At 63.9% G+C, this 18325-nt stretch carries 22 protein-coding genes; 12 read left to right on the plus strand and 10 right to left on the minus strand.

Going from position 1 to position 18325, the window contains the following annotated elements; genetic code table 11:
- Positions 1-107: 107 nt before the first annotated feature.
- Together CAG46_RS25975 and CAG46_RS25980 are read right to left on the minus strand one after the other, a co-directional pair.
- Complete coding sequence (locus CAG46_RS25975) at positions 108-1490, minus strand: sensor histidine kinase (protein WP_085619256.1); 1383 nt, start codon at positions 1488-1490, stop codon at positions 108-110.
- 3 nt (positions 1491-1493) lie between these two features.
- Positions 1494-2213 carry a response regulator transcription factor gene (locus tag CAG46_RS25980; protein WP_085619258.1) on the minus strand — a complete coding sequence of 240 codons (720 nt, stop codon included), beginning with the start codon at positions 2211-2213 and terminating at the stop codon, positions 1494-1496.
- A gap of 193 nt (positions 2214-2406) precedes the next feature.
- Here CAG46_RS25980 and CAG46_RS25985 point away from each other — a divergent pair, with 193 nt between their 5' ends.
- The 4 genes from CAG46_RS25985 (at position 2407) to CAG46_RS26000 (ending at position 7191) form a co-directional block, all read left to right on the plus strand.
- The gene (locus CAG46_RS25985; protein ID WP_075044003.1) at positions 2407-5163 is read left to right on the plus strand and encodes a response regulator; all 2757 of its coding nucleotides are present in this window, start codon (positions 2407-2409) and stop codon (positions 5161-5163) included.
- A gap of 168 nt (positions 5164-5331) precedes the next feature.
- The gene (locus CAG46_RS25990; protein ID WP_085619260.1) at positions 5332-6321 is read left to right on the plus strand and encodes a 2-hydroxyacid dehydrogenase; all 990 of its coding nucleotides are present in this window, start codon (positions 5332-5334) and stop codon (positions 6319-6321) included.
- A gap of 31 nt (positions 6322-6352) precedes the next feature.
- A complete protein-coding gene (locus CAG46_RS25995; RefSeq protein WP_004375491.1) occupies positions 6353-6790 on the plus strand; it encodes a hypothetical protein in 438 nt (145 codons plus the stop codon).
- Positions 6787-7191, plus strand: a complete 405-nt coding sequence (locus CAG46_RS26000; protein ID WP_004375489.1) for an META domain-containing protein — start codon at positions 6787-6789, stop codon at positions 7189-7191. The genes CAG46_RS25995 and CAG46_RS26000 overlap by 4 nt, the downstream gene beginning before the upstream one ends.
- A gap of 119 nt (positions 7192-7310) precedes the next feature.
- Here the strand turns inward: CAG46_RS26000 and CAG46_RS26005 are convergent, their stop codons facing one another.
- On the minus strand, positions 7311-7775 hold the full coding sequence (locus tag CAG46_RS26005; protein ID WP_085619262.1) for a TlpA disulfide reductase family protein: 465 nt from the start codon (positions 7773-7775) through the stop codon (positions 7311-7313).
- Between the two features lie 85 nt (positions 7776-7860).
- Between CAG46_RS26005 and arsC the strand changes: the two genes are divergently transcribed.
- From arsC to CAG46_RS26020, 3 genes are read left to right on the plus strand one after another with little or no spacing between them, the layout of a single operon-like run.
- Positions 7861-8214: an arsenate reductase (glutaredoxin) gene (gene arsC, locus CAG46_RS26010; protein WP_085619264.1), complete on the plus strand. Its 354-nt coding sequence runs from the start codon at positions 7861-7863 to the stop codon at positions 8212-8214.
- Complete coding sequence (wrbA, locus tag CAG46_RS26015; protein WP_085593198.1) at positions 8211-8816, plus strand: NAD(P)H:quinone oxidoreductase; 606 nt, start codon at positions 8211-8213, stop codon at positions 8814-8816. The genes arsC and wrbA overlap by 4 nt, the downstream gene beginning before the upstream one ends.
- Positions 8809-9222, plus strand: coding sequence for a DUF2069 domain-containing protein (locus CAG46_RS26020; protein WP_085619266.1), 414 nt, complete (start codon positions 8809-8811; stop codon positions 9220-9222). The genes wrbA and CAG46_RS26020 overlap by 8 nt, the downstream gene beginning before the upstream one ends.
- A 102-nt stretch (positions 9223-9324) precedes the next feature.
- On the opposite strand, the gene CAG46_RS26025 is transcribed toward CAG46_RS26020, so the two are convergent.
- On the minus strand, positions 9325-9996 hold the full coding sequence (locus CAG46_RS26025; protein WP_054573186.1) for a DNA-3-methyladenine glycosylase I: 672 nt from the start codon (positions 9994-9996) through the stop codon (positions 9325-9327).
- 4 nt (positions 9997-10000) lie between these two features.
- Positions 10001-10825: a tRNA 2-thiocytidine(32) synthetase TtcA gene (gene ttcA / locus CAG46_RS26030; protein WP_012270926.1), complete on the minus strand. Its 825-nt coding sequence runs from the start codon at positions 10823-10825 to the stop codon at positions 10001-10003.
- A gap of 262 nt (positions 10826-11087) precedes the next feature.
- On the opposite strand from ttcA, the gene CAG46_RS26035 reads away from it, so the two are divergent.
- Positions 11088-11687, plus strand: a complete 600-nt coding sequence (locus CAG46_RS26035) for a Yip1 family protein (protein WP_012270925.1) — start codon at positions 11088-11090, stop codon at positions 11685-11687.
- Positions 11688-11818: 131 nt separating this feature from the next.
- Positions 11819-12313, plus strand: a complete 495-nt coding sequence (locus tag CAG46_RS26040; RefSeq protein ID WP_025338002.1) for a SprT family zinc-dependent metalloprotease — start codon at positions 11819-11821, stop codon at positions 12311-12313.
- 125 nt (positions 12314-12438) lie between these two features.
- Here the strand turns inward: CAG46_RS26040 and fpr are convergent, their stop codons facing one another.
- A complete protein-coding gene (fpr, locus tag CAG46_RS26045; protein WP_004375483.1) occupies positions 12439-13218 on the minus strand; it encodes a ferredoxin-NADP reductase in 780 nt (259 codons plus the stop codon).
- A 121-nt stretch (positions 13219-13339) separates the two neighbouring features.
- Here fpr and finR point away from each other — a divergent pair, with 121 nt between their 5' ends.
- Positions 13340-14266: a LysR family transcriptional regulator FinR gene (gene finR, locus CAG46_RS26050; protein WP_004375481.1), complete on the plus strand. Its 927-nt coding sequence runs from the start codon at positions 13340-13342 to the stop codon at positions 14264-14266.
- Here finR and CAG46_RS26055 read toward each other — a convergent pair.
- From CAG46_RS26055 to CAG46_RS26065, 3 genes are all read right to left on the minus strand, one after another.
- Positions 14263-14628 (minus strand): diacylglycerol kinase, encoded by a 366-nt coding sequence (locus tag CAG46_RS26055; protein WP_025338001.1) that lies wholly within the window; start codon positions 14626-14628, stop codon positions 14263-14265. The genes finR and CAG46_RS26055 overlap by 4 nt on opposite strands.
- Before the next feature lie 73 nt (positions 14629-14701).
- Positions 14702-15352: a response regulator transcription factor ErdR gene (gene erdR, locus CAG46_RS26060; protein ID WP_025338000.1), complete on the minus strand. Its 651-nt coding sequence runs from the start codon at positions 15350-15352 to the stop codon at positions 14702-14704.
- A gap of 78 nt (positions 15353-15430) precedes the next feature.
- The gene (locus CAG46_RS26065) at positions 15431-16141 is read right to left on the minus strand and encodes a tRNA-uridine aminocarboxypropyltransferase (RefSeq protein WP_025337999.1); all 711 of its coding nucleotides are present in this window, start codon (positions 16139-16141) and stop codon (positions 15431-15433) included.
- 222 nt (positions 16142-16363) lie between these two features.
- Between CAG46_RS26065 and CAG46_RS26070 the strand changes: the two genes are divergently transcribed.
- Positions 16364-16783: a quorum-sensing-regulated virulence factor family protein gene (locus CAG46_RS26070; RefSeq protein ID WP_085619268.1), complete on the plus strand. Its 420-nt coding sequence runs from the start codon at positions 16364-16366 to the stop codon at positions 16781-16783.
- Positions 16784-16796: 13 nt separating this feature from the next.
- Here the strand turns inward: CAG46_RS26070 and CAG46_RS26075 are convergent, their stop codons facing one another.
- A complete protein-coding gene (locus CAG46_RS26075) occupies positions 16797-17006 on the minus strand; it encodes a hypothetical protein (RefSeq protein ID WP_025337998.1) in 210 nt (69 codons plus the stop codon).
- Positions 17007-17167: 161 nt separating this feature from the next.
- On the opposite strand from CAG46_RS26075, the gene CAG46_RS26080 reads away from it, so the two are divergent.
- Positions 17168-18286 (plus strand): LOG family protein, encoded by a 1119-nt coding sequence (locus CAG46_RS26080; protein ID WP_025337997.1) that lies wholly within the window; start codon positions 17168-17170, stop codon positions 18284-18286.
- Positions 18287-18325: the final 39 nt, after the last annotated feature.

The following is an 18325-nucleotide window of genomic DNA, read 5'->3' on the forward strand; positions in this document are numbered from 1 at the left end:
ACAGCTACAACGGCTATGAAACGCCAGTAGCCATGGAGGAAAAGCTCAAGGCAGCGGCATGAACCTTAACCGGTGTCCAAAATTACTTGACCAGATCAAGGCCGCTCCTACAGGGACCGCGTTAAATTCAAGCGCTGTGGTGAGGCCGGCACATGTAACGGCAATCTCATCCACAACCGCAGCCCGCGTTTGCCATTCTGCGCCCACAAGGTGCCACCCTGGCGCTGGATGGCACTGCGGGCAATGCTCAGCCCCAGGCCGAAACCGCCATCCCCGGGCCGCGAACCGTCCAGCCGCGAGAACGGTGCAAAGATCCGCTCCAGGTCTTCTTCAGCCACGCCACCGCCTTCGTCTTCCAGCCACAACCACCAATACCCGCCTTCACGCTGCCCACCGAGGCGCACCACACCATCGGCCGGCGAATGACGAATGGCATTGCGCAACAGGTTCTCCAGCGCCTGGGCCAGGTGGTTCAGGTTGCCCTGCACCCAGCAGTCGGCCGGTACTTCGCAGCGCAGCCGCGCCAGCGACCAGCCGCTTTCATAGCTGGCATTCTCGGCCAGCAGCTCCCACAGAGCCTGCACCTCGATCGGCTCCAGGTTCATCGGCGCACGTTCGGCGTCCTGCCAGGCCAGTTGCAGGGTGTCCTCGACCAGCTGCTGCATGCAGTCCACCTCCCGCGTCAGGCGTTCACGCAGGCGCTGCAGGTCGGTTTCGCCATCGCAGGCCACCCGCAGCCGGCTGAGTGGCGTACGCATTTCGTGGGACAGGTCACGCAACAACTGCTGCTGCATGGCTACCGTACCCTGCAGCCGCTCAGCCATCTGGTCGAAGGCCCGGGCCAGTTCGCCCAACTCGTCATGCCGGGCGATGGTGCGTGGGTCGAGGCGAGCCGACAACTGGTCGGCGCGCCAGGCATTGGCCTGCTCGCGCAACTGGTTCAACGGCACGATCAGCATGCGGTAAAGGCCCACGCACAACAGCAGGGTGAACAGGCCGGGGATGATGCCGTTGGTGACGATGCGCCACAGCATCCGATACTGCCCGGGGTTGAAGCGCTGCGGCAGTTCGATCACCAGCAGGCCCTGCTCCGGAGCCCCCGGGAACGGTATGCGCAGCCACGGCTGCTCGACGCTGCGCCGGCTCATCGGCCAGTCGACACCGCGCAGGCGGGTCAGCCGCTGCATGATCTGCGGGTCGAGGCTGGCGCTGTCCAGCGGCCGCAGGTTGAGGTCGAGCACGCCAACCCAGCCGCGTTCGCGCTGGTGCATCGCCGCCACCCAACGGTCCAGCCCTGCCCGCCCACTACTGCGCCAGGCCTGCTCGGCCTCGGCAGCGTAGCCACGCAAGGCCTGCCGCGCCGGTTCCGAGAGGAAGGCGTTCTGGGTTTCCATGTGTCGGCCCCAGGTGTAGCTGAGGCCGATCATCAGCAGGCAGAAGCCCACCAGCAGGATCGCCAGCTTCCAGAACAGCGAGTGGCGGTCGAGCATGGGTCACTCCGCCTCGCTGGCGCTGAGTACGTAGCCTTTGCCCCACACGGTGCGGATCTGCCGTTCGTGATAGCCGATGCCCTTGAGCTTGCGACGGATCTGGCTGACGTGCATGTCCAGGCTGCGGTCATGCCGCGAATAGCCCCGCTGCAGCACTTGCTGGTAGAGGAACGGCTTGCTCAGTACTTCGTCGAGGTTGCGGTTGAGGATGTCGAGCAGCCGGTATTCGCTGGGAGTCAGGCCGGCCAGGCGACCCTCCAGGCGCACGTCATACAGCGCCTCGTCGTATTGCAGTTCGCCGCTGCCGGCACGCGCCTGCGGGGCTTGATGGCGCCGCTCGAGGGCGACGCGGCGCAGGATGGCCTCGATGCGTACCTGCAGCTCGGCCATGCTGAACGGCTTGGGCAGGTAGTCGTCGGCACCGCGCTGGAAACCGCTGATGCGGTCGGCCTCGGCGCCCAGCGCCGACATCAGGATCACCGGCGTGGCGCTGCGCTTGCGCAACTGCGCAAGGGCATCCAGGCCGTTGAGCCCGGGCAGCAGGATGTCCATGAGCACCACGTCGAAAGCCTGGCGCCCCGCCGTTTCCAGGCCCTCCAGGCCATTGCGGCACCAGGTCACCTGGAAGCCGCCGCGCTGCAGCTCTTCGTGCAGGTAGGCACCGAGGACCGGATCATCCTCGATGGCGAGGATATTGGAGTTGTGAATAGCTACAGGATTCATTGGCAACTGCCATGCATTCTCAATTGCGCAATTATTGAGTATCCAGCGCCCGCCAGGCAACCGCCCTGCGACCAATGCCCCTGCAAGGGCGCAAAACACGTACTAAAGAGGTGCAATAGCGCGGCAGGCGGAGTAACTTCCCGGCTTGGCCGTCATCGCTTGACGGCGTCCAGGCACATGACAGGAGGCGAGTGTGCTCGATCGCTTGGGAATCCGCAGCCGGGTCCTGCTGCTGGCCCTGCTGCCGGCCGGCCTGATGGCCCTGGTGCTGGGTAGTTACTTCACCTGGCTGCAACAGAACGACCTGCGCACCCAGCTGCTGCAACGCGGCAAGATGATCGCCGAGCAACTGGCGCCGCTGGCCGCGCCCGCCATGGCCAAGCTGGCACCGGCGCAACTTGAGCGCATTGCCGCACAAACCCTGGAGCAGGCCGATGTGCGCGCGGTCGCCTTCCTGGCCCCGGACCGCACGCGCCTGGCCCACGCCGGCCCGAGCATGCTCAACCAGCCACCCAGCGGCGGCACCGGCACCCAGCTGCTGCAGCGCAGCGGCAATGACGCCACACGCTACCTGATGCCGGTGTTCGGCCACCATCGCGACCTGGCCACCGATGCCGTGCCGGCCGAATCCGAACGCCTGCTGGGCTGGGTCGAGATCGAGCTGTCCCACGACGGCACCCTGCTGCGCGGCTACCGCAACCTGTTCACCAGCCTGCTGCTGATCCTCGCCTGCCTGGTGCTCAGCGGCCTGCTGGCACTGCGCATGAGCCGCACCATCAACGACCCGATCAAGCGCATCAAGCACGCGGTCAACCAGCTCAAGGACGGCCACCTCGAGGAACGCCTGCCGGCCATGGGCAGCCATGAGCTGGACGAGCTGGCGCGCGGCATCAACCGCATGGCCGAAACCCTGCACAACGCCCACGAAGAGCTGCAGCACAGCATCGACCAGGCCACCGAGGACGTGCGCCAGAATCTGGAAACGATCGAGATCCAGAACATCGAGCTGGACATGGCGCGCAAGGAAGCCCTGGAAGCCAGCCGCATCAAGTCGGAATTCCTGGCCAACATGAGCCACGAAATCCGCACCCCGCTCAACGGTATCCTCGGTTTCACCCACCTGCTGCAGAAAAGCGAGCTGACACCGCGCCAGCTGGACTACCTGAGCACTATCGAGAAGTCCGCCGACAACCTGCTGGGGATCATCAACGAGATCCTCGACTTCTCCAAGATCGAGGCCGGCAAGCTGGTGCTCGACAGCATCCCCTTCAACCTGCGCGACCTGATCCAGGACACCCTGACCATCCTCGCCCCGGCCGCCCACGCCAAGCAGCTGGAGCTGCTCAGCCTGATCTACCGCGATACCCCGTCGTCGCTGATCGGCGACCCGTTGCGGCTCAAGCAGATCCTTACCAACCTGGTCAGCAACGCCATCAAGTTCACCCGCGAAGGCACCATCGTCGTGCGCGCCATGCTCGAAGACGAGCACGAAGACAGTGCGCAGCTGCGCATCAGCGTGCAGGACACCGGCATCGGCCTGTCGCCACAGGATGTGCGTACGCTGTTCCAGGCCTTCAGCCAGGCCGACAACTCGCTGGCCCGCCAGCCCGGCGGCACCGGCCTGGGGCTGGTGATTTCCAAGCGCCTGATCGAGCAGATGGGCGGCGAGATCGGCGTCGACAGCACCCCGGGCGAGGGTTCGCAGTTCTGGATCAGCCTCAACCTGCCCAAGGCCCACGATGGTGTCGAGGAGTTGCCGCTGCAACCGCTGCTGGGCCGCCGCGCAGCCATCGTCGACGGCCACGAGCTGGCGCGCCAGGCGTTGGAACACCAGTTGGAAGACTGCGGCCTCAGCGTCAGCCTGTTCGCCTCCTACGACCAGCTGCTGCAGGGTGTGCAGGCCGCCAGCCAGGCTGGCTTGCCGTTCGAGTTCGCCGTGCTCGGGGCCAACCTTGGCAACCTGTCGCCCGAGCAGCTGGGCCATTACCACCAGCAGCTCGAGCGCTACCATTGCCAGTGCGTGGTGCTGTGCCCGACCACCGAGCAGGCGCTGTACCATCCGTACCTGCCCAACGGCCATGGCCAGTTGCTGTCCAAGCCGACCTGCACACGCAAACTGCGCCGCCTGTTGCTGGAACTGGTGCAACCGCGCCGCCCGCAGGGCGAGGTGAACAGCGTCAACGGCCAGCGCCAGCCGAAGATCCTCTGCGTCGACGACAACCCCGCCAACCTGCTGCTGGTGCAGACCCTGCTCGAAGACCTGGGCGCCGAGGTGCTGGCCGTCGACAACGGCTATGCGGCGGTGCAGGCGGTGCAGGACGAGCCGTTCGACCTGGTGCTGATGGACGTGCAGATGCCCGGCATGGACGGCCGCGCCTGCACCGAGCAGATTCGCTTGTGGGAAAACACCCAAAGTGGCAACCCGCTGCCAATCGTCGCCCTCACCGCCCACGCCATGGCCAACGAGAAACGCGCGTTGCTGCACGGTGGCATGGACGACTACCTGACCAAGCCGATCAGCGAACGGCAGCTGGCCCAGGTGGTGATGAAATGGACCGGCCTGAGCCTGGGCGCGCCACAGCAGGAACGCCTGGCCGAGCAACTGGCCAACGGTGATGACCTGAAGGTGCTGGACCCCGAGGAAGGCCTGCGCCTGGCCGCCGGCAAGGCGGACCTGGCGGCGGATATGCTGAGCATGCTGCTGACCTCGCTGGAAGCCGACCGCGAAGCCATACGCGCTGCCCGCGAGGCCGACGACCGCAACGGCCTGATCGAACAGGTGCACCGCCTGAACGGCGCCTCGCGTTATTGCGGCGTGCCGCAGTTGCGGGCCGCGTGCCAGCGCAGCGAGACCTTGCTCAAGCAGGAAAACCCGCTGGCACAGCAGGCACTGGACGAACTGGATGCGGCAATCAACCGCTTGGCGGCGCAGGCCAGATTGAGCGCCTGACCTCACCGGCCCTATCGCCGGCAAGCCAGCTCCCACAGGAAATCACTGCTCTTGAAGGCCGTGTTGTACCTGTGGGAGCTGGCTTGCCGGCGATAGGGCCGGTCCAGGTCAACACCCCTTTCAACCCGCTGGCTACAATCCCCAGACCATTGCAAAGGAAGCCCCACCATGCGCGCCCTGTTGTTCAGCAGCCAGCACTACGACCAGGAAAGCTTCACCGGTGCCGCCAGCGGCACCACCCTGGACCTGCACTTCCAGCCTGCCCGCCTGACCCTCGACACCGCTGCCCTGGCCGATGGCTACGAGGTGGTATGCGCCTTCATCAATGACGAGCTCGACGCCCAGGTGCTGCAACGCCTGGCCGCAGGCGGCACGCGCCTGGTGGCCCTGCGTTCGGCCGGCTACAACCATGTCGACCTGGCCGCCGCCCAGCGCCTGGGCCTGACCGTAGTGCGAGTGCCGGCCTACTCGCCGCACGCCGTGGCCGAACACGCCGTGGCGCTGATCCTGGCCCTGAATCGGCGCTTGCACCGGGCCTACAACCGCACCCGCGAGGGTGACTTCACCCTGCACGGGCTGACCGGCTTCGACCTGCACGGCAAGACCGTCGGCGTGGTCGGTACCGGCCAGATCGGCACCGCCTTTGCCCGCATCATGGCCGGTTTCGGCTGCCAGTTGCTGGCCTATGACCCTTACCCCAACCCCGAGCTGCTGGCCTTGGGTGCGCGCTACCTGCCATTGCCCGAGCTGCTGCGCGAAGCCCGCGTCATCAGCCTGCACTGCCCGCTGACCGAGCACACCCGGCACCTTATCAATGCACAAAGCCTGGCCCAGTTGCAGCCCGGCGCCATGCTGATCAACACCGGCCGCGGCGCGCTGGTCGACACCCCGGCGCTGATCGACGCGCTGAAGAGCGGCCAGCTCGGCTACCTGGGCCTGGACGTCTACGAAGAAGAAGCCCAGCTGTTCTTCGAAGACCGCTCCGACCTGCCGCTGCAGGACGACGTACTGGCCCGCCTGCTGACCTTCCCCAACGTGATCATCACTGCCCACCAGGCGTTCCTTACCCGCGAGGCACTGGATGCCATCGCCGCGACCACGCTGGACAACATCAACCGCTGGGCGGCAGGCAATCCACAGAATCTGGTGATGGGTTAGTGCTAGGATACGCGGCATTTCTGGAGGACCCATGGTCGAGCACGATTTCCGCTACACCCTTTTCAACCCGCAACACACCCTGATCGAGTGCCGCGCCCTGGTGCCGGGCCGCTATCAGGTCACCGGCAACGGCGGTTCGATGCACAAAGGCGACACCCTGCTGGTCACCCTCAAGGGCAGCAAGGACTTGTCCATGCGCCTGACAGTGGAGAGCGTGCGCCACCTGATCAATCCACGCGGCCAGTGGGTTGCCGTGGCCAGCGGCCCGGTGTTCAACGAGCTGGAAATCCTCACCTGGCAGGTTGCGTGCGACAGCTGCGACGCCGTGCTGGACTTCGAGTTCGCGGTGGACGCCAAGCTGGGCAAGAAAGCCCGCCAGCCTGCCGCCAGCGCGCGCGTTGCCGAGCTGGGCTGGGCCAGCCGTGGTGAAAAACACCTGTGCCCGCGTTGCCAGGAGAGCGCCGAGTGAAGAATCTGCTGACCGGCGTGCTGATTGCCACCGGCCTGCTCGGCTGCGCCGCGGAACCTTCCAAGCTGCAGCAGGAGCGCAGCTACGTGCTGGAGTGGATTGGCGAACGGCCGCTGATCGACTACAGCCACCTGACCCTGACCTTGGCCAGCGATGGCCGTGCCTATGGCAACGGCGGCTGCAACCACTGGTTTGCGCCGTACACACTGGACGGCGAGCACCTGAGCTTCGGCAAGGTCGGCAAGACCCGCAAGCTCTGCGCACCGGCGTTGATGGAGCAGGAAAAGCGCTTCCTGCAGGCGCTGGAAACAGTGCAGCGCTGGGATGTGTCGCCTATCGAGCAGATGCGTTTCTGGCCGGCCGAAGGCAAGCCGCTGCGCTTCTGGCCCGAGGAAGGCTGAATATTGCCGGGGCCGCTTTGCGGCCCATCGCGACACAAGGCCGCTCCTACAGGGGGATGCGATCTCCTGTAGGAGCGGCCTTGTGTCGCGATGGGCTGCAAAGCAGCCCCCCAAATGCATCAGGCGCCCTTCAGGGCCTTGATCTTGGCCTGCAGCCCTTCCAGGGTCTGCTCGCCCATCAGCTGTTCCCGAACCTTGCCCTTGTCATCGATGATGTAGGTCACCGGCAATGCCTCGCTACGTGGCAGGTCATAGCGCTCGGCCGGGTCCTGCGCCAACACGGTGAAAGCGATGCCCAAGGTTTCGGCAGCCTGCTTCAGCTCCTGCCCCTGCAAGCCATCGAAGTTCACCCCCACCACCTTGATCCCGTCGGCCGCCCACTGCGTGGATGCCGCGTTCAGTTCAGGGATTTCGGTACGGCACGGCCCGCACCATTCGGCCCAGTAGTTGAGCACCAGCCAGTGCCCGTCGATCTGTTCGGCCTTAACCGTATTACCGTGTTGGTCCACGCCATAATCGGCACCGCAACCACCGAGCAACAGGCTCGCGGTGATGGCCAGTACTGCTGCCAGACGCCTTGCCATGGGTCAATCCTTCTCGAGTTTTAAAGCAAATTGGTCAGTCGCTGCGGTTAGAATAGCCGCCACACCCTGCTGGATGCGACCCGACATGACCGACCTCACGCTCTATCATAACCCGCGCTGCTCGAAATCCCGCGGCGCCCTGGAACTGCTCGAAGCTCGCGGCCTGGCGCCGACCATCGTGCGCTACCTCGAGACCCCGCCCGACGCTGCCACCCTGAAGGCCCTGCTCGGCAAGCTGGGCATCGCCCCGCGCCAGCTGCTGCGTACCGGCGAGGACGAGTACAAGGAGCTGAACCTGGCCGACCCGGCGCTGACCGACGCACAACTGATCGAGGCCATGGCCCGGTACCCCAAGCTGATCGAGCGGCCGATCCTGGTCGTCGGTGACAAGGCCGTGGTCGGCCGACCGCCCGAGAAAGTACTGGAGATCCTGCCGTGAGCCAGCCCTACATCCTGGTGCTGTATTACAGCCGCCATGGTTCGACCAGCGAGATGGCCCGGCACATCGCCCGCGGCATCGAGCTGGCCGGCATGGAAGCCCGCCTGCGCACGGTGCCGGCGATTTCCACCGAGTGCGAAGCAGTGGCCCCGGACATCCCGGCCAGTGGCGCGCTGTACGCCACCCTGGACGACCTGCGCCACTGCGCCGGCCTGGTACTGGGCAGCCCGACCCGCTTCGGCAACATGGCAGCGCCGCTCAAGTACTTCCTGGATGGCACCAGCAGCCTGTGGCTGGGTGGTGAACTGGTCGGCAAGCCGGCGGGCGTTTTCACCTCAACCGCCAGCCTGCATGGCGGGCAGGAAACCACCCTGCTGTCGATGATGCTGCCACTGATGCACCACGGCATGCTGGTAATGGGCCTGCCGTACAGCGAATCGGCACTGCTCGAGACCCGCGGCGGCGGCACCCCGTATGGCGCCAGCCATCATGCTGGCGCCGACGGCAAGCGCGAGCTCGACCAGCACGAGATAACCCTGTGCCGCGCCCTTGGCCAACGCCTGGCGACCACCGCCAAGGCCCTGGAGGCCGCACGTGGCTAAAAAGCCCAAGGTATTGCCGGCGCTGGAATGGCTGGCACCGCGTCTGCGCCTGACTCGGGCGTTGAGCCTGGCGTTCTTCTTTGGCCTGATTGCCCTGCTGCTGGTGAACAACCTGTGGTTCGCCAACCTGCACGGGGCGCGAGTCGAGGTAATCCTGGCGATCGAACTGGTGCCGTTGCTGCTGTTGCTGCCGGGCATGCTGACGGGCAGCGCCCGGGCACATGCCTGGACCTGCTTCGTGGTGAATATCTATTTCATCAAGGGCGTGCTGGCGGCGTTCGACCCGGCACGGGCGGTATTTGGCTGGGTTGAAGTGCTGGTGAGCCTGGGGCTGTTCATTGCCGGGCTGCTGTATGTGCGCTGGAAGTTCCAGCACGAGCGGCGCATGGCCGGCGAAGGGCGTTAGATTCTTCGCGGGCTTGCCCGCTCCCACAGGGTTCGCGCCACACTTGAGGTCGGCGCTGTACCTGTGGGAGCGGGCATGCCCGCGAAGGGGCCAACACAAATCTCAATGGTTGACGGTATGCGCCAGCATCACCGACAACTGGCACAGCGGCCGCCCACTCTCGGCATGCCACTGGTTGAACGCCTGCTGCACCAAGGCCAGGTCCCGCTGGCTGGTCGGCGGTTTGTCGATCACCTTCTGCGCAATCAACGCCGCAGCCATGTCATCGGTAGGGATGAACGTGTCCTTGCCGACCATGCGCAAGAAGCGCGGTGCCGACAACCCGCCCAGCTGGTTGCCGTGCTTGGCCAGGTACTTCCACAAACCGACGATGTCAGTCACCGGCCAGTCGGCGATGAAGGCGCCGAAACTGCCCTTCTCCTTGGCCACGTCAAGAACCATCTGCGCATTGCGCGGCACGCTCTTGAGCTTGCCCAGGTGGCGGATGATGCGCTCGTCGTGCATCAGCCGCTCGAGGTGCTCGGCGCCCATCAATACCACTTTCTCCGGGTCGAAGCCGAAGAACACCTGCTCGAACGCCGGCCACTTGGCATCCACCAGGCTGTGCTTGAGCCCGGCGCGAAACACGCGCAGGGCCAAGGTCGACAGGTAACGGTCGTCGCTGATATCACGCAGTTGCGCCGGTGTGCGCGGCTGCGGCAGGAAGGCCTCCAGGGCCTGGGCCGAGCCGAAGCGGTTCAGGCAGTACTCGTGCAACCACTGGTAATCGCGCATGGGCTCAGATGTTCAGCACGTCAAGGAAACGCGGGGTAGCGTTTTCGTCGATCTTCAGGCTGGTGAAGTCGAACAGGTTACGGTCAGCCAGCTGCGACGGTGCCACGTTCTGCAGGGCGCGGAAGATGCTCTCGGTACGCCCCGGGTGCTTGCGCTCCCACTCCACCAGCATGTCCTTGACCACCTGGCGCTGCAGGTTTTCCTGCGAACCGCACAGGTTGCACGGGATGATCGGGAATTCCTTCATGTCCGAGTAGGCCTGGATATCCTTCTCGCTGCAGTAGGCCAGCGGGCGGATCACCACGTTGCGGCCATCGTCGGCGCGCAGCTTCGGCGGCATGCCCTTGAGCGCGCCGTTGAAGAACATGTTGAGGAAGAAGGTTTCGACGATATCGTCGCGGTGGTGTCCCAGCGCCATCTTGGTCGCGCCGATTTCGTCGGCGAAGGTGTACAGGGTGCCACGGCGCAGGCGCGAACACAGCGAGCAGGTGGTCTTGCCCTCGGGGACCAGCTCCTTGACCACCGAGTAGGTGTCCTTCTCGACGATGTGGTACTCGACGCCCAGTTCCTTGAGGTAGGCCGGCAGCACATGCTCGGGGAAACCCGGCTGCTTCTGATCCATGTTCACCGCGACGATCTCGAACTTGATCGGTGCCACCTTCTGCAGGTGCAACAGAACGTCGAGCATGGTGTAGCTGTCCTTGCCGCCGGACAGGCAGACCATGACCTTGTCGCCATCCTCGATCATGTTGTAGTCGGTGATGGCTTCGCCGGCGAGACGACGCAGGCGTTTTTGCAGTTTGTTCTGGTTGACCGAGAGGGTGCCCATAGCGCTTGGATCCGCGAGGTGTGACAAAAGCCGGCTATTTTACGCACAAACGCGGCGGCGCTGTAGGCATTCCGATAAAGACTTCATTGTAATCAACAGCGCGCCTTACAGCGCAATTTGCTCTAAAAAGCTCGGTTTATGCAGGTAACCGCTTCCTATACTGCGACATAAGGCCACATTACCGCTTGCTTCGGTGTTCGGGCCTCGGGCCGCTTGCGCTCCATCTGGGGGGCGTTTGGCAACATTGAGAGGAGTGATCGGCATGATTCATCACGTTGTGGGGCTGTTTACCCATCCCGACCAGGAATGGCGGGAAATTCGTGGCGAAGAAGAAACCATCAGCCACATGTACCTGACGCACACCCTGATCCTGGCTGCGATCCCCGCCATTTCGGCGTTCATCGGTACCACCCAGGTCGGCTGGGTGATCGGCGACCGGCCAGCGGTGATGCTGACCATGGAAAGCGCCATTTGGATGAGCATCATGTCGTACCTGGCGATGCTTGCCGGGGTAGCGGTAATGGGGGCGTTCATCCACTGGATGGCTCGCACCTACGATGCCAACCCGTCCATGGCACAGTGCATCGCCTTTGCCACCTACACCGCCACCCCGTTGTTCATCGGCGGCCTGGCGGCGCTGTACCCGCACCTGTGGCTGGGCATGCTGATTGGCACCGCCGCCATCTGCTACACGGTGTACCTGCTGTACGTCGGCTTGCCGACGTTCATGAACATACCGTCCGACGAAGGCTTCCTGTTCTCAAGCTCGGTGCTGGCGGTGGGCCTTGTGGTACTGGTGGCGATCATGGCCGCCACGGTGATCATCTGGGGACTGGGCGTGGGGCCCGTCTACACCAACTAGAACAGACTCGACCAACACTGGGGCATCAACCTGGGGCCGCCGCAAGGCGGCCTCTGGCTGTGCGCTGACCGGTGGCTCGGCAGGCTGCCCGGGGTTGCGGCATAATGCCCGGTCAGGAGAACCACCCCGCCATGCCCGAGCTGCTCAGACAACGCGTCGAAACCTGTTACCAGCAAGCTGAAACCTTCTTCAAACGCCCCTTCCCGCGCCCGGAAGTCAGCTTCAAGCTGCGCGGGCAAAAAGCCGGTGTCGCCCACCTGCACGAGAACCTGCTGCGCTTCAACCTGCAGCTTTACCGCGAAAACCAGGAAGACTTCCTGCGCCAGACCGTGGCCCATGAAGTGGCGCACCTGGTGGCCCACCAGCTGTTCGGCGACCGCATCCAGGCCCATGGCGAGGAGTGGCAGCTGATCATGCGCGGGGTGTATGAACTGCCGCCCAACCGTTGCCACAACTACGAAGTGCAACGGCGCGTGGTGACCCGCTACATCTACCGCTGCCCGTGCCCGCAAAGCGACTTCCCGTTTACCGCGCAGCGGCACAAGCTGGTGCGCCAGGGGCGGCGCTACCTGTGCAAGCGGTGTCGGGAGATATTGGTGTATAGCGGCGAGACGCGCGTCGAATAGATTGTGTCTTGCCTGTTCCGGCCTCTTCGCGGGCAAGCCCGCGAAAGGGCCGGTACAGGCGATACATGAATCACAGGCACAAGAAAGGCGACCCAAGGGTCGCCTTCTTTGCATCAGCCTGCGCCTTACTTCTCGACGAAGGCACGCTCGATCAGGTAATCACCCGGCTCGCGCATGCGCGGGGAGATCTTCAGGCCGAAGCTGTCCAGCACTTCGCTGGTCTCGTCGAGCATGCTCGGGCTGCCGCAGATCATCGCGCGGTCGTCCTGCGGGTTGATCGGTGGCAGGCCGATGTCGCTGAACAGCTTGCCGCTGCGCATCAGGTCGGTCAGGCGGCCCTGATTCTCGAACGGTTCACGGGTCACGGTCGGGTAGTAGATCAGCTTGTCGCGAACCGACTCACCGAAGAATTCGTTCTGCGGCAGGTGCTCGGTGATGAACTCGCGGTAGGCCACTTCGTTCACGTAGCGCACGCCGTGCACCAGGATCACCTTCTCGAAGCGCTCGTAGGTTTCCGGGTCCTGGATGACACTCATGAACGGTGCCAGGCCAGTGCCGGTGCTCAGCAGGTACAGGTGCTTGCCCGGGTTCAGGTCGTCGAGTACCAGGGTACCGGTAGGCTTCTTGCTGATGATGATCTCGTCGCCTTCCTTCAGGTGCTGCAGCTGCGAGGTCAGCGGACCGTCCGGCACCTTGATGCTGAAGAACTCCAGGTGCTCTTCCCAGTTCGGCGAAGCGATGGAATAGGCGCGCATGAGCGGACGGCCGCTTTCTTGTTGCAGGCCGATCATCACGAACTGACCGTTCTCGAAGCGCAGGCCCGGGTCGCGGGTGCACTTGAAGCTGAACAGGGTGTCGTTCCAGTGGTGCACACTGAGGACACGTTCGTGGTTCATGTTGCTCATTTAATGGGGCTCCTGAAGAAAGACGCGGCGCGCGCAAGACGCGCAGTTGCGCGATAGTTTAGGGGCAGCGACAATATCTGTTAACTGGATTATCAAGATATGTGTTATCGGTTATATCGATATGCGATTTACACTTCGTCAGCTGCAAGTCTTCGTTGCCGTGGCCCAGCACCAGAGCGTTTCGCGCGCCGCCAGTGTGCTGGCCCTGTCGCAGTCGGCCGCCAGCACCTCGATCACCGAGCTTGAGCGCCAGTCCAGCTGCCAGCTGTTCGACCGCGCCGGCAAGCGCCTGAGCCTCAACGCCCTGGGCCAGCAACTGTTGCCGCAGGCCGTGGCCCTGCTCGACCAGGCCAAGGAAATCGAAGACCTGCTCAACGGCAAGTCCGGTTTCGGCTCGCTGGCGGTTGGTGCCACGCTGACCATCGGCAACTACCTGGCCACCCTGCTGATCGGCAGCTTCATGCAGGTGCACCCGGAAAGCCAGGTGAAGCTGCATGTGCAGAACACTGCGCATATCGTGCAACAGGTGGCGCATTACGAAATTGATCTGGGTCTGATCGAAGGCGATTGCAACCACCCGGACCTGGAAGTGCAGCCCTGGGTCGAGGACGAGCTGGTGGTGTTCTGCGCGCCGCAGCACCCGCTGGCCAAGCTGGGCCGCGCCGATGTACAGACCTTGTCCCAGGAAGCGTGGATCCTGCGCGAACAGGGCTCGGGCACGCGCCTGACCTTCGACCAGGCCATGCGCCACCACCGCACCAACCTCAACATCCGCCTGGAGCTGGAACACACCGAAGCGATCAAGCGCGCGGTGGAGTCGGGCCTGGGCATCGGCTGCATCTCGCGCCTGGCCCTGCGTGACGCCTTCCGCCGCGGCAGCCTGGTAGCGGTAGAAACCCCGGAGCTGGACCTGATGCGCCAGTTCTACTTCATCTGGCACAAACAGAAGTACCAGACCTCGGCCATGCGCGAATTTCTCGAACTGTGCCGCAACTTCACTGCGGGCTTCACCCGCAGTGACGAGATCGTGTTGCCACCAATCGCTTAAAGCAAGATCACACCCCACACCAGCGCCACCATGGTCAGTGCCACCAGTTGCGCGGCGCTGCCCATGTCCTTGGCGTTTTTCGACAGCGGGTGGCGCTCCAGCGAAATGCGGTCGATGGCTGCTTCCACCGCCGAATTGAACAGTTCGACGATCAGGCCCAACAGGCACACGGCGATCATGATCGCCCGCTCCGCACGGCTGACCGGCAGCCAGAAGGCGACCGGGACCAACAGCACGTTGAGCAGCACCAGCTGGCGGAACGCGGCCTCGCCCTTGAAGGCGGCACGCAGGCCGTCCAGCGAATAGCCGGCGGCGTTGAGGATACGTTTGAGGCCGGTCTGGCCCTTGAATGGCGATGTCATGTGAGTCACTTCACAACGGAAAGGCCAGCAGACTAGACCGGCACGGGTCAAAAAAGCGTGAAGCCACGCGCACTCAGCTGCTGGCAACCGATTCAAGTTGTTGCAGCAACAACGCCGCCTGGGTGCGAGTACGCACACCCAGCTTGCGGAAGATCGCGGTCACGTGGGCCTTGATGGTCGCTTCCGACACGTTCAGCTCATAGGCGATCTGCTTGTTCAGCAAGCCTTCGCAGACCATGGTCAGCACGCGGAACTGCTGCGGCGTGAGGCTGGCAAGGCCTTCGCTGGCGGCCTTGGCCTCGGCCGAGACATCGACCTTTTCGAACGCCTGCGGCGGCCACCAGACCTCGCCGTCGAGCACCTTGCGCACCGCATCCTGGATCACTTCCAGGGTGCTGGACTTGGGAATGAAGCCACTGGCGCCGAACTCGCGGGACTTGACCACCACTGCGGCCTCTTCCTGCGCCGATACCATCACCACGGGGATCTGCGGGTATTGCCCGCGCAGCAGCACCAGCCCGGAAAAACCGTAGGCACCCGGCATGTTCAAGTCCAGCAACACCAGGTCCCAGTCGGCTTTTTCGCTCAGACGGGTTTCCAGTTCGGCAATGCTGGCGACTTCAACCAGGCGTACATCCGGGCCCAGGCCGAGGGTAACGGCCTGGCGCAAGGCGCCACGGAACAGCGGGTGGTCATCGGCAATCAGGATTTCGTAAGTGGCCATCGATCTGGGGATCCTGTTCTGTGTCGGGCACTCGGGTAAGGGTCATTATGAACCAAAGCAGGGGTTGTGCCCCTTGGACTATAGGAAGGTATGCAAACGCTGGTGGGTGTCGTCCTGCTCGTCCAGCGGCAGGCGCCGCTTGCCGCTCAGGTAATGCAGGCTGAATACGTCCAGGTAGGCGTCCAGCGCCTGCGAGGCCTGGGTATCGCCGGCCAGGTCCAGGCACATGGCAGCGACTTCCGCGGTGCAGAAGTGGTCGTCGCGCTTGGAGCGGCGCAGGCGGTAGCGGGACATCTGCTCGGCCTGCAGGCTCAACACCGGGAAGCGGTCAAGGTACGGGCTTTTGCGGAACATCTTGCGCGCTTCGGTCCAGGTGGCATCCAGCAGGATGAACAGCGGGCGCTTGCCCGGCTCGCGTACTACCTCGCTGACCACCCGCTCCTGGGCAACGAATTCGCCAGGGAAGACGATGTAGGGCTGCCAACGCGGATCGCCCAGCAACGCCAGCAAGCGTTCGTCGACCGAAGTGCGCAGCCAGCCGAAGGCCGAGGTGTCCTCGATCAGGTCGGCGATCAGCCAGCCGGTATTGGTGGGCTTCAGCGGCTCGGTGTCATGCATCAGCAGGCACACGCCGGACTCGGCCTGCACCCGCGGCTTCCAGGCGCACAGGCAATGAGTGGCGATGACCCGGCAATCGGGGCAGCGCTCGGCACGCGAACCACGGGCGATGAAGGGCTTGTTGCTGCGGGCCAGGCGTTCGGCGCGCAGGCGCGCTACCGCATGGCTCATGCCGGCAGGCCTCTGGACAGGTTGGGAATGGACACAAGGATGACTCGGAAAAAACTAAGGGCGCCAGTCTACCAGAACAGGGGGCAATTGCTGTGCAGGTGGCGGCGCGGTCCTTATAATCGCTGTTTTTACCGTACCCCAAGCCGCGCGCCTGCGCGATTTTCAGGGAACGCCGTCGACCCGCGCATGTCAAAGCGCCAGTCATCGAACCAGGAGAGATTCATGCTGCGCCGTATCGTCCCCGCCCTGAGCCTGCTGCTCGTCCTGCCCCTGGCAGCCCAGGCGGCTTCCAAGCAGGAATACGACCTGAACAACACGCTGCAGAAGGTTGCCAAAGAGAGCAGTGTCGGCACCCCGCGAGCCATCAACGAGGACATCCTCGACCAGGGTTACACCGTGGAAGGCAAGGCACTGGTCAACCACCTGAGCGTGCGCCAGGAGCATGCCGAGCGCATGCAGGCCAACCCCGAACAGGTACGCAGCCAGCTGGGTGACAGCGTCTGCCGCAACAGCGGTTTCCGCAACCTGATGTCCAAAGGCGCGGTCATGGTCTACCGCTTCACGGTCTACAAGACCAACCAGCCGATCATGGACCAGGCGTTCGACAATGCCAGCTGCGTGGCCGGCAACCAGAAGAAGTAACCAACTTCGATCGCTACGCCTTCTCGTCTTCACGGGCGCGCCAGCGCCCTTCAGCGGCATCGGCGCGCATCTCTGCCAGCAGCGCCTGCAGGTAGCGCGACTGGCATTCCAGCCCCGACAGCCTGCGCCGGCACTCGGCTTCCAGGCTCAGGTGATGCACCTGGGCCGCATTCTCCAGCTGCTGGTAAAGCTGCCGGTCCACTTCGATGATCAAGCGATGCATACCGCCACCTCCTGCATCGACACGTTTCGCTTTACCCAGTTAACCAAACCCGCATCCCCCGTGGCTGCATGCCGACGGGCGGCTGTGCCGAACCCTCCGGCACAATTGAGCGCAAGGGTCTAGATTGAGGTCAGAGGTATTGGTGCAGAAGGAGACGTTGCATGCCTTACCAATCGAGTGAACTGCTGTTCAGCCACTTCCGCGACAACAACATCGACCTGAGCAACATCGACGCACAACTGCAACTGGTGGCACCGAACAGCCCCAACCTGCCGCTGTACCGCGACATGATGCTGACCATCCTGCGCATGGCCCATGACGACACCGACCGCTGGAGCGCGAAGATCACCCTGCAGGCCCTGCGCGAACTGGACCATTCGTTCCGCACCCTGGAACGCTACAAGGGCCGGCGCAAGGTGACCGTGTTCGGCTCGGCGCGCACTCCGCTGGAGCACCCGATGTACGCCCTGGCCCGCGAACTGGGCGCAACCCTGGCACGCTCCGACCTGATGGTCATCACCGGTGCCGGCGGCGGCATCATGGCAGCTGCCCACGAAGGCGCCGGCAGCGACCACAGCCTGGGGTTCAACATCACCCTGCCCTTCGAACAACACGCCAACCCCACGGTGGACGGCACCGACAAGCTGCTGCCGTTCCATTTCTTCTTCATCCGCAAGCTGTTCTTCGTCAAGGAGGCCGATGCCCTGGTGCTGTGCCCGGGTGGTTTCGGCACTCTGGATGAAGCGCTGGAGGTGCTGACCCTGATCCAGACCGGCAAGAGCCCGCTGGTACCGGTGGTGCTGCTGGATTCGCCAGGTGGCAGCTTCTGGCGCGACTGCCTGGACTTCATCAGCCGCCAACTGGAGGAAAACCGCTACATCCTGCCCAGCGACCTGAAACTGCTGCGCCTGGTGCACAGCGCTGACGAGGCAGTGGAAGAAATCAACCAGTTCTACAGCAACTACCACTCCAGCCGCTGGCTGAAGAGCCAGTTCGTGATCCGCATGCATCACCCGCTCAGCGAGGCGGCGCTGTATGACATCCAGGAAGGCTTTGCCGACTTGCGCCTGAGTGGCAAGTATCACCAGCAACCTGACAGCAGTGCCGAGCACGAAGTGGGCAACTTCAGCCACCTGACCCGTTTGTCATTTGCCTTCAATGGCCGGGACCAGGGCAGGTTGCGCGAGCTGGTGGACTTCATCAACCTGCCGGAGAACTGGGCCAAGCCGCAGCCCATGCATACCACACAGCGGGCCAGGGAGGCGTTGAAGGTCAGTTGATTGTCGAACAAATTCCCAAAGCGCCGCGCAACCTGTGGG

Origin of the sequence: Pseudomonas sp. B23(2017) (assembly GCF_002113725.1) — a bacterium.
In the GTDB taxonomy this organism is placed as follows: domain Bacteria; phylum Pseudomonadota; class Gammaproteobacteria; order Pseudomonadales; family Pseudomonadaceae; genus Aquipseudomonas; species Aquipseudomonas putida_Z.